Genomic DNA, 13673 nt, shown 5'->3' with positions numbered 1-13673 from the left:
TATCTTCACATTAACCTCCTCTTTGTGCAGATACTCTAAGGTTTTGCCTCCGTATCTTCACATTAACCCTCTCTTTGTGCAGATACTCTAAGGTTTTGCCTCCGTATCTTCACAATTCCTTATGAACCTTAAGGTGGCGATAGATGACTTTCATCTTTGTTGGTGGTGGAGCGGTTTTGGCTCCACCATACGGGTTTTATATGAAAGTTAGTGCTGATACCCATGTGCGGAGCTCTACTCGTCGCTCCCGAGAATCATGCTGCACGTCCTGCGGGAGCATTTGCATGACTCGCCCGCCGGGTACTGCTCATTCTCAAGTACAAATAACATTCCTTAAAAGAAATAACAACAAAACAAAGTGAATAAAGAACCACCATGCTAATAGCAAAATCACACTTTCGTGTTTGTTGGTGGCGGAGGGGCATTTAGCTCCGACTGTGGTTTTTGTATGAAAATGCAAGAATAAACATATCACTTACTCATGGGTTGTGCTGGAGCAAGTACACGAATAGGCTCGAGCGGTGATCGTATGAAATAAAAAAACTGACTTAGTTTTTGATACTACTAAGACAGTTTTTGGACTTTTATTCTTTTCTAAGGGGATGAGACTTAAATTGAAAGGGGGATATTATTAATTTAAGTCAAAATGCTTTCCGTTCATTTCATAAATAACCCATTCTGTAATGTTGGTTGCATAGTCTGCCATACGTTCTATATATCTACCAATGAAGGCAAATTGCGTTATTTGATTGACCTCAACCTCATTTGAGTTCAATTCAAATAATTCACGGATGATTTCTCCATACATGCGGTCAACATGGTCATCAATGGATGCGACACGCTGAGCAAGGATTACATCAGATTGAGCATAAGCTTTTAACGACTCTTCAATCATTTGCTCTGCAAGTTGGAACATCTTCATCATTTTTTCACGTATATCTGTTAGCATTTGTGCGTCTAAGCGACGAGCCGCTTTCGCCATATCAACAGCTAAATCAGCGACACGCTCTAAGTCACTTGAAACTTTTAACGTAACAATTAATTTCCTAAGGTCTGTTGCAACTGGCTGTTGTTTCGTGATGAGTAAAGTAACAGAATCATTTAATTTGTGTTCTAGTTCATTGATTAAATGGTCATCCTTAATAATTCGGTCCATCGTCTCGATATCTGCTTCTTGAAATGCCCGATGTGATTCATGTAAAACTTCAGAAACCCTTGCACCCATATCCAATAATTGCTCTTTTACAACTTGTAATTGATGAGTAAAATTTTCACGAACAGCCATCCTGTCTCCTCCTCAAATTAACCAAATCTACCAGAAATATAATCTTCCGTACGACGATCCGTTGGATTAGAGAAAATAGTATCCGTTTTATCATATTCAACTACTTCTCCATTTAAGAAAAACGCTGTACGATCCGAAATTCTTGCAGCTTGTTGCATATTGTGTGTAACAATCACAATACTGTAATCCTCTTTTAATTGCTGTACTAACTCTTCCACTTTTAGTGTAGAAATCGGATCTAAGGCAGATGTTGGTTCATCCATTAAAATAACATCTGGCTCAATTGCTAAACATCTCGCGATACAAAGACGTTGTTGCTGTCCTCCTGAAAGTCCATATGCATTTTCGTTTAAACGATCTTTGACTTCATCCCAAATATAAGCGCCTCGTAAGCTCTTTTCAACAATTTCATCAAGGATTTTCTTATTACGGATTCCATGAATTCTTGGTCCGTATGCGATATTATCATAAATAGATTTTGGGAACGGATTTGGTTTTTGGAACACCATACCTACACGCGTTCTTAACTCTTCTACTTTATATGATTTGTGGAAGATATTATTTCCTCTTAACTCAATGTCACCAGAAATTTTAACAATCGGAACAAGCTCAACCATACGGTTCAAAGTCTTCAAGTATGTTGATTTACCACAACCAGACGGTCCAATGATGGCTGTTACTTCTTTTTCATAGATTGGTAGATGAATATCTTTTAAAGCGTGGTCTTGACCATACCAAAGGTTTAATCCTTTTGTGTTGTAAACGATTGGTTTTGATGATATTTCATTTTTACTTTTTGCTTGTTGATTAAGCTCTACTTTTACTTGTTTCTTTTTCGGTTCTGTCATAACAGTCATTATGATCTCTCCTCATTTTCTTTTGATGAAATCTCACATGAATTTCCCTTTTGTATAAAAGTTGACTATTGCTGGTATACGGAGTTTTACTCGCCGCTACCGAAAATCATATTCCGCGTCCTATTGAGTGGCACTGAACTATAGGTTGATAAATCGTGCAAACATTTAGCGCTGCTCACCACTAGGCTTCTACAAACTCATGTGGTCAAACTCCTCTAATACGTGTTTTAATATCTATTTGAAAACTTATTTCTGATTAGGATAGCAACTGAGTTCATGATAAATAGTACGACTAATAGTACGACAATTGTTGCTGCTGCTAAGTTTGCGTATTCCGCAACTAACGCTGAATCTAATGTCCAGTAATAAATTTGCATTGGTAAAACGGTAAATCGGTCAAAAATTGATTCAGGGAACGGTATTAATAACGCTGGTATCCCAATAACAACAAGCGGTGCTGTCTCCCCAATTGCTCTTGATAATGAAAGAATTGCACCTGTTAAAATACCTGGTAGGGCAGATGGTAAAATGATATTTTTAATCGTTTGCCATTTAGTAGCTCCCATTCCGTAGGACGCTTCACTTAAGTGATTTGGAACAGCTCGAATGGCTTCTTGTGAGGCAACTACAACAATCGGAAGTACAAGTAACGACATGGTCAATCCACCTGCTAAAACAACATTTCCTAAATCGAATCCTCGTACAAATACCGTTAAACCTAAAATTCCAAATACAATCGATGGTACACCAGCTAAATTGGATATATTCGTTTGAATAAATGATTGTATTTTTCCTTTTTTAGCGTAGCACTCAAGATAAATGGCTGTACCTACACCGAGTAACATCGTCACAGGAGCTACAATGGCCATTAACCAAAGTGTTCCTAAAATGGCACCCATAATCCCTGCATTTTCAGCACGTGTAGATAACTTCCCAGAAAGAAAATCAAAGTCAATCCAACCGATACTATCGGCAAAAACACGGTAAATTAATATCGCTAAAAAGATTAATCCGATACTAGAAGCGAAAAGAAAGACTGATTTCGCTACTTTATTTTTAATTAATCGTTTATCTATTCTAGTTTGAACCTTTTCCATATCCATATAACGCATATTAGTATTCCTCCCTAAATTTACGGGAAATATATTGTGCAATGACATTCATTAATAATGTGAAAACAAATAATGTCATCGCAACAGCGTACAAGCTATAATAAATGGTTGTTCCAGCTGCAGCTTCTCCACTTGTGATTTCAACGATATATGCAGTCATTGTTTGCATCGATTGAGTAATATCAAATGTAAAGTTTTTGGAGCTACCACTTGCAATCGTTACAATCATTGTTTCACCAATAGCACGAGAAATTCCTAATACAAAGGAAGCAATAATACCTGAAATCGCAGCAGGTATAACAACTTTTCCTGTTACCTCTAATTTGGTAGCACCTAAAGCTAACGCCCCTTCACGCATCGCGTTTGGAACAGAGCTCATCGCATCTTCTGAAAGTGAGGCAACCATCGGAATAATCATAATTCCCATCACAATACCTGGGCTCAAAATATTCGTTGCTTCAAGTCCTGGAATAATCTCTCTTAAAATCGGTGTTACAAACGTAAAGGCGAAGAATCCATATACAATAGTTGGAATACCAGCTAAAAGTTCTAAAACTGGCTTTAATACTCTTCGAACCTTATCTGATGCATATTCACTTAAGTAAATAGCTGTCATTAATCCAATCGGTATAGCAACGAGCATGGCAATAAGTGATGACAATATCGTTCCCGTAACCAAAGGAAGAATACCAAATTCCGGATTGGCACTTAAAGGTTTTAATATAGTCCCTGTAAAGAAATCTAAAAACGGTACGCGTCTAAAAAATTCAACCGTTTCACTTAATAGGGTAAAAATAATTCCTACCGTCGTAAAAATAGAAATGGCCGCAATCGCAAAAAGCAGTTTTGGCATTAACTTTTCCATAATGGAAGTGAAGTTCTTTTTATTTTTGTTTTGTTCAATCATCTGTTGAACGGTTTTTTTCTCCGTAACAGTCTTACTCATTGATACGGCTCCCCTTTCTTCCGGTTCATTCCCTTTTGAACCAAATAGAGTGGCTGAGTTTCCTCAACTCACTCTATCTTTTTTTATTTAAAGTCCTTCTAAAAAGTCAATGAACTCTTGTACTTCTTCTTCTGGAATTGGAGCAAATCCAGTTTCACCAGCAAAGTTGTTCATGTTGTTCATTACATAGTTAGCAAAATCTAATACTTCCGGTTTTTCTTTAGCATGATTCACATTTAAATAAGTGAATACTGGACGTGTGAATGGTGCATAATCTGCATCACCTTCACCAATGGTGTCAAGAGACGGTGTTACAGGTCCATTTCCGAAATCTACACTTACTGCTTGTAATTTATCTTGGTTACTTACAAAATATCCAAATCCAAAGAAGGCAATTCCGTTCGCGTCTTCAGCAATTAAGTTAACAAGTGTTGAATAGTCTTGTTGCAAGTTAACGTTACTTACTAAATCTTGTCCGCCTAATACTTCATCAAAGAAAAACTCATACGTACCATGGTTTTCATTTGGACCGTAGCGATTAACTTCTGTATCTGGGAAATCAGGATTCACATCAGACCAGTTCTGAATGCTATCATCTGAGAAAATTTGAATTAACTCGTCTTGTGTTAATTCAGTCGCCCAATCATTTTCTGGGTTTACTACAAACGTTAAACCATCTAAAGCTACTTTTAATTCTTTTACTTCTATTCCTAATTCATCTGCTAAAGTTTGTTCTTCTTCTTTAATTTCACGAGATGCGTCGTTAAAGTCTGTACCACCTTCTGCTAAGAAGCGTTGGAAACCAGCACCTGTACCAGCACGACTAACTTCAACTGAAACTCCTTCTTGCTCATTAATCATGTATTCCTCAGCTAAGATTGCCATTAAAGGGTAAACAGTCCCCGAACCATCGATGACGACACTACCTTCTAATTCTTCTGTTTCGGCAGCTTGATTATCATCATTGCTGTCTGCACCTGTATTTGTGCCTTCTGTTTCGTCTGAGTCAGAACCTCCACCACATGCGACTAATACGACTGCTAGAAATGAAGCTACAAATAAAACCAAATACTTTTTAATATTCACGAATTGTTTCTCCCCTTTTCTTTTTCATTCGTTTTTTTGTTAGAGGCAAGCTCTCTTTGTTACAACTTCAGTATAGGGATTCATTATTAAGGGAGTATGCATAATCTGTTAAGCTTTTATAAACCGACGTAAACGTTTTGTGGAGAATGTAAACGAATTGTGAAGGTGTAAATTTGTGTTTGGAGTAACCTCTTAAAAGAAAGACCATGCGATGCGTTTGCTCGGGGTTTCTCCAAAAAAAAAAAGCCCTATATGGGCTCTTAACTTTTTATCGTCTCGGCTGTGCGATCTTGGAGTTGATGGACAGTAACGTCTCCCCAGCTTAAATCCTCAACACGATATTTTTCAATTAGTTGCTGATCTAGTTCGATACCAAGTCCTGGAATCGATGCGTCTGGTAGATGCAAATAGCCGTTTTTATATTGAATTCGATTTTTAACAACATCACCGACATATAATTCGGGGCCAGTTGGATCGGAAGTGTAGTCAAGATGTGCAAAGCTTCCACCTAAGTGTGCCATCGATGCTGTACCAATTGAAAGTTCTTGTGTTGTCCCAAGTATCACACTTTTACTTGATACTTCTGCGACTGCTGCCGCTCTTTTGGCCGCCGTCAATCCCCCTATAAAAATGGGCGATATATTAAAGATATCAACGGAATCTTGTTTTAACATTTCATATTGCTGTCTCATACTCCAAACATGTTCACTAACAGGGTAATCCGTTCTCATTCTAAAATGATACAAGCCTTCAAAATCATTTGCCAATGCTGGACTCTCGATCATTTCCAACCCTACATCATACTGACTTAATCTTTTAACTGCTTGTAACGTCGATTTCCAACTTAATAAATGACTAAAATCGAATGATTTGATTTTGACTTTGTTTCCGAATTCCTTCTTAACACGTTCTAAAAACATTTCATCTGCGTCTACATTTTTCCCTACATATAGACGAAATGTATCAAAACCTTGTTCAAATCTTTTCTGAACAACATCAATATTCTCTTGAACTTCGTCTATACTTCTCATCCTAAAAATAGGATAGCACACCTTCAACTTGTCTCTCACTCGCCCACCTAAAAGTTCACTGACTGATACACCTAATGTTTTAGCACATAAATCGTATAGAGCTGTATCGATACCATTACGTATGAAACTGCCTTTTTCGTAATAGTACATGGCTTCTGGAAAATTACTAGTAAGTTCTTGGTTGATTTTGATTATATCGAACGGATTTTGGCCAACTATTATTGATTTTATGACGTTTGTAAGATCTTTTATGTCAGGTGCATAGCGAGGTAAATGGGAGAAATCAGACATTTCACCAATGCCAATTACTCCTTCGTCTGAATAAATTTGAACGATGATATGTTTATTAATAAAACCTGTATGTCTAGGAATGCCGACTACTGTTAATGTGAGGTCGGATATCTTCATGAGACACCATCCTTTTTTTATTTTATATGAAAGTTAGTTATGGCCGATAGTTTGTGCCTTGAAGTTAGCTCGTCATCCATCTCGCGATAAATGACCTTAGCAGGACAGTGCACCCTGTTTATTCAGGCAGACTCCTGATCGAGTTGTAAACGTGCCAACAGTTTGAACAGTCGCCACTACTTTCATCTTTGTTGGTGGCAAAGTGAACTGGGCTTCGCCATGTGGGTTCTATATGAAAGTTAGTGCTAATGCTCATGTGCGGAGGTTTACTTACCGCTCCCGATACGTAAACTAAATTCAATTAATTAACGGGTGTGATCGTAATCGTTTTAATGGCTGTGAAAAATTCTTTCGCTGCCTCTCCTTGTTCTCGAGAGTGGGAACTTGATTGCTTCATACCTCCAAATGGTGCTTGGAGCTCAACGCCTGCACTCTCACCATTTACTTTGATCAGTCCCGCTTCTATTTCATTCATATACGTTAGTGAGCGAGAGATATCATTTGTAAAAAGTGATGCCGACAAACCAAAACGACTGTCATTTGCTTGCTCTAAAGCTTGATCTATTCCATTAATTTTAAATAAACATAAAACAGGACCGAATATTTCTTCTTGGGCTAGCTCACTTCTTGGGTCAACATTTTCAAAAATGGTTGGTTCTACATAGTATCCATGTTTATAGGCATCGCCTTCTGGTACCTTCCCACCGAATAATAATGATGCCCCTGCTGCTATTCCATTTTCTATAAACCTCAACACATTTTTTTGTTGATTACTTGAGGATAATGGTCCCATATAAGTACTTTCTTCAACACCAGCTCCCAGTCGAATCTTCTTAACTTTGGATAATATCTTTTCCTTAAATTCCTCATAGACTTCTTCATGTATAAATGCTCGGCTTGTCGCCGTACATTTTTGACCTGTATGTTTCATTGCTCCACTTACTGTTAATTCAGCAGCTTGCTCTAAATCAGCATCTTCTAAAATAATCGCAGGATTTTTCCCGCCCATTTCCAATTGATATTTAGCGCCTCTTTCAATACAAGCTAGTGCAATTTTTTTACCGATATCATTGGAGCCTGTGAAACTGATAGCATTTACATGTTCATGATGAATAACCGCTTCACCAACGACAGAGCCCTGGCCTGTAACTAGATTAATGACGCCATTCGGTAATTCAGCCTCTGCAAACGCCTCCATAATTTTGATCGCTGTAAGAGCTGTTTCAGAAGCCGGTTTCAGGACAACTGTATTGCCATACACTAATGCAGGTGCTATTTTCCAAACAGGGATCGCAATTGGGAAATTCCATGGTGAAATGATGCCAATCACACCTAATGGGACTCTTTTTGTAAATAAAAAATTATTATCTCCTCCAGAAGGAATAACATCTCCCTCTTTTCGATAACCCTCTTGTGCGTAATATCGGAGAATTTGGACAGCCCTCATCACTTCTCCTCTTGTTTCTACTAAGGTTTTACCCATTTCCATGGTTGCTGTCCAAGCAATGTCATCAATTTTTTTTTCAAGATTATTTGCAACTTGATGTAGATAATCTCCTCTTTTTAACGAAGAAACACGTTTCCATGTGGTGAAAGCCTCTTTGGCTGCATAGACAGCAGCGTCTACATCTTCATTGGTTGAATGAGGGAATTGACCCACGACTTCTTCATTATTAGCAGGGTTGATACTGCTTAACGTTTCGCCACTAGAACTATCACACCATTTTCCATCTATAAAATTTTGAAAATGCTTACTCATAATTACCATCCCCTTTTTCATCCATTTGTGACTTGAGGGCTTAATCCCCATTCATGTAGTAACAACTCAAGTTCTTGTCGGTCCCTATCGTTAAGTTTAGAAACAGGCTCTCTTGTAACCCCTCCTTGTAAACCGATATATTCCATTGCTTCTTTTATCACCACCACATTATTACCGTTATTATATTTAGCGCGCAAATCTTCAAATGGGATAATATCCTTCCATAATGACCAGATTTGTTCTTGGTTTTGTTCCTGTAAAGCTTCCATTAGTTCTAATGATTTTTGGGGAAAAACATTAACAAGCCCTGAAGTAAATCCAACTGCCCCAGCACTGAAGAAAAAAGGAGCCCACTTTTCTGCGGTTCCGCATATCCAAGCCACCTTCTTATCGTTTGGTACGGATTGAATAGTTAATGCAAAACGAGCTAAATCATTAATCGCATATTTAACCGCTACAAGTCTTTCTAATTGAGCTAATTCAATCAATACTTGATCGCTTATATGCGGGTCTTTAAAATAAATGACAGCAGGTAAATCAACAGATTGAATTATTTTTTTGAAATAAGCTAACGCACCCTCGTCTGTGATATATGGGTGAACTGGCATATGAATCATGATGCTGTCAGCACCGACCTCTTTTGCATATCTGCCCATTTCAATAGCCGTTTCAACCGAATAACCGATTCCTGCAACAACGGTAGCCCTGCCCGCCGCACAATGAACGACTTGTTTGATTTCTTCTTTTGCCTCTTCAATCGTTAAAGCATAAAACTCGCTCGTATTTCCACAAGGGACAATTACATCCACACCACTCTCAATCAGGAAGTTTACATTTTCACGAACGGCCGCCCAATCCACTTCTTTAGTGTTAGGCTTAAAAGGTGTTATGGTGATGCCTGATATAGAGTGAAACTTTTTTGAAAAAGAGTCATTGTTCATCTAAATCCCTCACTTTCTATAATTTACATTACATGTACTTGCCCTTACTCTTTTGTCTTAAGAACATCGTGTAATGTTCTTAAAATATGATCCTTCATTAAATGTTCGGCTAACTCATCATGGTGATGAATAATCGCTTCATAAACCTTTTTATGCTCAACAAAACCATATTTTAATTCACTATCATTCATTAAAGCACGCTTTCTAAAAGCTTTATCAAGACTGGCTGTGTTTTCTAACACTTGATTAATCATCGTGCTTGCCGCAGCCTCTTTAATTATTTGGTGAAAACGAGTATTCGCTTCAATTAGACGGTCAATTTCTTTTGCTTCAAGTAATTGCTCCATCTTTGTGATTTGCTCTTTCATTTTCACCTTTTGTTGTTCGGTTATTTTTTGAGCGGCAAGCTTTGCACATAACCCTTCTAATACAGCTCTTAACATTTGAACTTCTTGAATCGTAGACTCTGCCACATTTGAGACATACGTCCCTTTTCTTGGAATCGTTTCAACAAGTCCCTCTCGGCCCAGCATACGAAAAGCTTCTTTAATAGGAGTTGTACTCACGCCCATTAATGACGATAGCTCACGTTCTTTTAAATGCTCACCTGGTTGAAGCTTGCCTGTTACAATCGCTTCTCTTAAGGATTCCGCCACAATATCGCGTAACGACTTTACTTGTTCTGTTTTTATTGCAAAGAGATCATGGTTAATTACTTCTTTCATTGTACTCACCCTATTCAATTTGATATCTGATATATCAAATGTTAGCGCAGGAATCTCTTTCTGTAAATAATGTTTATTCTAAAATATCTGACTTTTCAAGCTGTAAAACTTCATTGTAAACCATCAATAAAGGAGCGACTCCATGTCCATTATTGTCCACTATCCTTTCTCTAAACACGTAATAATTAAAACTCCCATCCCTCATGACTCCGGTATCAGGATGTTTTCCGAGTCCCGCACTTCTACAAATTCCTCCAAGTAAAATCTCTCCATTTTCTTCTCTCAAGTACTCTTTTACGGTTCCCTCATAAGCAGCTAGACCAAATTGTTGAAAACTTTTTTGTAAAAAACCAATCCTCACGCCTTTTAATAGACTATAGGCGAGCATTAATGTGCCACTTGTCTCCAAGAAATTTCCTTCTCGCTCGGGGTAGTCCATCACTTGATACCACATTCCGCTTTGATCTTGATGTGGAATAACATCCAAAACGAGCTCCTCTAAAAGCTTACCAAGCTCTTGTTGCAAAGCTTCTTCACCTTCTAATAGCTCGATACTATCCACTAAAGCCATACTATACCAACCTATAGCCCGAGACCATACATGTGGCGACTGTCCCGTCACTTTATTTGCCCAAAAGACCTTCTTACTATCATCATAAGCATGAACGTAGAGATTTTTCTCTTCGTTGTAAATATACGTTCGAACATGGCGGAACTGCTTGATTAAATCTTGATAGTCTTTTTTATTCATAAATTCTTTCATATACTCCAAATAAAATGGCTGTCCCATATAAAGTCCATCTAGCCACACTTGATTAGGATAATTCGATTTGTGCCAAAAGCTACCTTGTTTTGTTCGCGGATAACTTGAGCGTTGTTGGTACAAATCATCTAACACTTTTTTATACTTCGGATCCTTTTCTACTCGATAAAGCCTTAATAAAATCGTAGCCATTCTTATTTGATCAATGTTGTAGTCATTTATCTTAATACTTGTTATTTCTCCATTTTCATCAAATAACCTCTCCACATAATCTTTGACAAACTGATAATCTTCTTTTCTTCCCTTCAAATCAAAATGGTCTAAATAGGCTTTAAGTATACAAGCTTCAATGTAGTGCCAACGGTTCGAAAACCATTTTCCCTCCTGCTTTTTATATTCCTGTTGCATACGTTGCACAAGTTCATAAGCCACTGCTATCTCCTCCTTATTAAGCTAAAAAAGCGTTTAAGAGCTTTTATATTTCATCATTAAAAACGAAGAAATACATATTGTCAATCTTTCACAAACTCCTAAATCAATTAATTCACTAATTATTTTAAATTTTATAAAAAATATATTTACAACGTAATCTTATTCATTTATCATTGTGATATATCAAATATCATATATCAATTTACGGGGGGCATCAGAATGAAGAAGAATTTGAAACTTTTTTCGTTTTTGTTAGCGGTTACAATTGGTTCAAGCACACTTATTGCCTGTAATAGTGGTAATAGCTCAACTAGTAACGATGATGACTTCACATTATCAGCCATGGTGAAATTGCATACACCAGAGGTTCCAGATAAACGTATCTTAGACATACTTGAAGAAAAATCAGGTGTCAATCTAGACATTGAGTTTGTTCCTGCAACGACCTACGTTGAAAAAGTAAACACTGCTTTTGCCTCTGGAACATTTCCTCATTCGATTGTTTTAGACTTAGACTTACTTACACAATACAAGCAATATATTAAGGATGGACAGTTTTGGGAAATTGGTCCTTACCTCGATGAATTTGAGAACCTTAGCAAAATGCGAGAAGATATATTAGAAAATACGATGGTAGATGGAAAAGTTTATATGTTATACGAGGGTAAACCCCTTTCACGACAAGGTATTATCTATCGTCAAGACTGGGCTGATAACTTAGGCTTAGAAGCACCTACAAACATCGATGAATTTTACGAAATGTTGAGAGCGTTTACAGAAGATGACCCAGATGGAAATGGTCTTGACGATACATTTGGATTAAGTGACCGAAATGAGCTAACGTTCGGTGCATTTAAAACCGTAGCCTCCTGGTTCCATACTCCTAACAATTTTGGCATTCAAGACGGACAAATATTACCTGATTTTATGTTTCCTGAATATATGGATACATTAGACTTTTTTCGAGATATTCATGAAAAAGGATATATGAACCAAGATTTTCCAGTAACTAGTAAAAACGACCAACGCTCTTTATTTACAAGTGGTCGTGCCGGCGTATATGTAGGTTCAATGGGTGATGTACAATCCTTTCATCCAAACACGGTAGCGAATGATTCCAATGCTGTTTTAGATGTTCATAATCAGGTGGAAGGACCTTCAGGAGAGTTTACTACATGGTCATTGCCAGGATACGGAAACGTTATTTTGTTTCCTAAATCATCCATTGAAAACGAAGAGGAATTACGAAAAGTACTGAGCTTTTACGATTTCCTGATGACACCTGAGGGAGCAAATTTAGTGTATTGGGGTATAGAAGGTGAACATTATGAGGTAATAGACGACAACAAAGCTGAAGTGATTGATTCTGATTTATACAACAAAGAAGTATTTCCGATTCAAACTTTAGAAATTGCTGAAGAAGAGTCTAGCGGACGTTATGAAGCCCACTTTACTTTTGAAGCTCGAGCAAAAGCTGAAGAATTATATGCTGACAATGAAAATTATCTCATCGATGATCCTACCATAGGTCTTGAATCAGAAACTTTTCTATCACAAAGTGCCGTCTTGCAAAGAATTATCGAAGATGCTACCTACCAATACATCATCGGAGACATTGACAAAGAAGGCTTCCAAGCCGCCATCGAAAACTGGTTAAACAGAGGCGGTCAAGATATCATCGACGAATTCACTGCCTCCTACAAAGAGAATAATTAACCCACCAAAAAGCCTGTAGAATAGTCTACAGGCTTTAACCATGACAGTAATGATCCATCCAAGTTTGGCTTCTGAGAGCCAAGTGGTTTTGAAGTCAAAAACCTTTAAAAAAGGGCCTCCCTATTAAATCTTCCAATAAAAAACAAGCACAGCCAAATACACCTTCTACAACCACCATCAAAGATGAAAGTCATCTATCGCCACCTTAAGGTTCATAAGGAATCGTGCAGATCCTGAGGCCAAACCTTGGAGTATCTGCACAAAGTAGTCATTCATATGTAGTGACGACTTCTTTACCTGTGGGTACGTTTACAACTAGTCCCTTCAAACATGTAAGTATGGTTTCACTCTTTAACTGGTAAAACTTCATACAATTAGTATTTGCTTTTTTATTTGTTAGCTTTTCATTCATTTGTTTTGTATGAAAAACTCATCAACCAAGAAGCCTGCACTAACCTAAGCGGAGGGAATGGAGAGGACGACTCCTGCAGGAGGAAAGGGCAGACTGAGCTAACTTACAGAGCCTAATCCACTAGCGCAGCTAGTTCGGCGCCACCCCATAGGACGCGCGGAGCATGCTTTTCGGTAGCGGTGATTAACGCTCCGCACATG

At 37.8% G+C, this 13673-nt stretch carries 11 protein-coding genes; 1 reads left to right on the top strand and 10 read right to left on the bottom strand.

The window, feature by feature from the left end; genetic code table 11:
- Positions 1-631: 631 nt before the first annotated feature.
- From phoU to PQ479_RS11190, 10 genes are all read right to left on the bottom strand, one after another.
- Entirely contained in the window at positions 632-1285 is a 654-nt protein-coding gene (gene phoU, locus PQ479_RS11235) for a phosphate signaling complex protein PhoU (RefSeq protein ID WP_047990415.1), read from the bottom strand.
- A gap of 17 nt (positions 1286-1302) precedes the next feature.
- A complete protein-coding gene (gene pstB, locus PQ479_RS11230; RefSeq protein ID WP_047990414.1) occupies positions 1303-2142 on the bottom strand; it encodes a phosphate ABC transporter ATP-binding protein PstB in 840 nt (279 codons plus the stop codon).
- 227 nt (positions 2143-2369) lie between these two features.
- Positions 2370-3254, bottom strand: coding sequence for a phosphate ABC transporter permease PstA (gene pstA / locus PQ479_RS11225; RefSeq protein ID WP_047990413.1), 885 nt, complete (start codon positions 3252-3254; stop codon positions 2370-2372).
- Between the two features lies 1 nt (position 3255).
- Positions 3256-4200, bottom strand: a complete 945-nt coding sequence (gene pstC / locus PQ479_RS11220) for a phosphate ABC transporter permease subunit PstC (protein ID WP_047990412.1) — start codon at positions 4198-4200, stop codon at positions 3256-3258.
- Between the two features lie 87 nt (positions 4201-4287).
- Positions 4288-5286 carry a PstS family phosphate ABC transporter substrate-binding protein gene (locus PQ479_RS11215; protein WP_047990411.1) on the bottom strand — a complete coding sequence of 333 codons (999 nt, stop codon included), beginning with the start codon at positions 5284-5286 and terminating at the stop codon, positions 4288-4290.
- A 260-nt stretch (positions 5287-5546) separates the two neighbouring features.
- Positions 5547-6725 carry a mandelate racemase/muconate lactonizing enzyme family protein gene (locus tag PQ479_RS11210; RefSeq protein ID WP_047990410.1) on the bottom strand — a complete coding sequence of 393 codons (1179 nt, stop codon included), beginning with the start codon at positions 6723-6725 and terminating at the stop codon, positions 5547-5549.
- 301 nt (positions 6726-7026) lie between these two features.
- Complete coding sequence (gene gucD, locus PQ479_RS11205) at positions 7027-8484, bottom strand: alpha-ketoglutaric semialdehyde dehydrogenase GucD (RefSeq protein ID WP_273716983.1); 1458 nt, start codon at positions 8482-8484, stop codon at positions 7027-7029.
- Between the two features lie 17 nt (positions 8485-8501).
- On the bottom strand, positions 8502-9425 hold the full coding sequence (locus PQ479_RS11200; RefSeq protein WP_047990408.1) for a dihydrodipicolinate synthase family protein: 924 nt from the start codon (positions 9423-9425) through the stop codon (positions 8502-8504).
- Between the two features lie 44 nt (positions 9426-9469).
- On the bottom strand, positions 9470-10150 hold the full coding sequence (locus PQ479_RS11195) for a GntR family transcriptional regulator (RefSeq protein ID WP_047990407.1): 681 nt from the start codon (positions 10148-10150) through the stop codon (positions 9470-9472).
- Positions 10151-10223: 73 nt separating this feature from the next.
- Positions 10224-11345, bottom strand: a complete 1122-nt coding sequence (locus PQ479_RS11190; RefSeq protein WP_047990406.1) for a glycoside hydrolase family 88/105 protein — start codon at positions 11343-11345, stop codon at positions 10224-10226.
- A 219-nt stretch (positions 11346-11564) separates the two neighbouring features.
- Between PQ479_RS11190 and PQ479_RS11185 the strand changes: the two genes are divergently transcribed.
- On the top strand, positions 11565-13061 hold the full coding sequence (locus tag PQ479_RS11185; protein WP_047990405.1) for an extracellular solute-binding protein: 1497 nt from the start codon (positions 11565-11567) through the stop codon (positions 13059-13061).
- Positions 13062-13673 lie beyond the last annotated feature (612 nt).

It is taken from the genome of Alkalihalobacillus pseudalcaliphilus (assembly GCF_028610675.1).
Lineage (GTDB): Bacteria > Bacillota > Bacilli > Bacillales > Bacillaceae_D > Alkalihalobacillus > Alkalihalobacillus pseudalcaliphilus.
Note: the sequence above shows the minus strand (reverse complement) of the source record. Positions and strands in the feature narration are given on the sequence as shown.

Bases quoted from the DNA above. Each gene is read 5' to 3' on its own strand.
- PQ479_RS11195 (WP_047990407.1), bottom strand. From the start codon at position 10,150: ATGAAAGAAGTAATTAACCATGATCTCTTTGCAATAAAAACAGAACAA.
- PQ479_RS11210 (WP_047990410.1), bottom strand. From the start codon at position 6,725: ATGAAGATATCCGACCTCACATTAACAGTAGTCGGCATTCCTAGACAT.
- PQ479_RS11200 (WP_047990408.1), bottom strand. From the start codon at position 9,425: ATGAACAATGACTCTTTTTCAAAAAAGTTTCACTCTATATCAGGCATC.
- pstB (WP_047990414.1), bottom strand. From the start codon at position 2,142: ATGACTGTTATGACAGAACCGAAAAAGAAACAAGTAAAAGTAGAGCTT.
- PQ479_RS11185 (WP_047990405.1), top strand. From the start codon at position 11,565: ATGAAGAAGAATTTGAAACTTTTTTCGTTTTTGTTAGCGGTTACAATT.
- pstC (WP_047990412.1), bottom strand. From the start codon at position 4,200: ATGAGTAAGACTGTTACGGAGAAAAAAACCGTTCAACAGATGATTGAA.
- phoU (WP_047990415.1), bottom strand. From the start codon at position 1,285: ATGGCTGTTCGTGAAAATTTTACTCATCAATTACAAGTTGTAAAAGAG.
- pstA (WP_047990413.1), bottom strand. From the start codon at position 3,254: ATGCGTTATATGGATATGGAAAAGGTTCAAACTAGAATAGATAAACGA.
- gucD (WP_273716983.1), bottom strand. From the start codon at position 8,484: ATGAGTAAGCATTTTCAAAATTTTATAGATGGAAAATGGTGTGATAGT.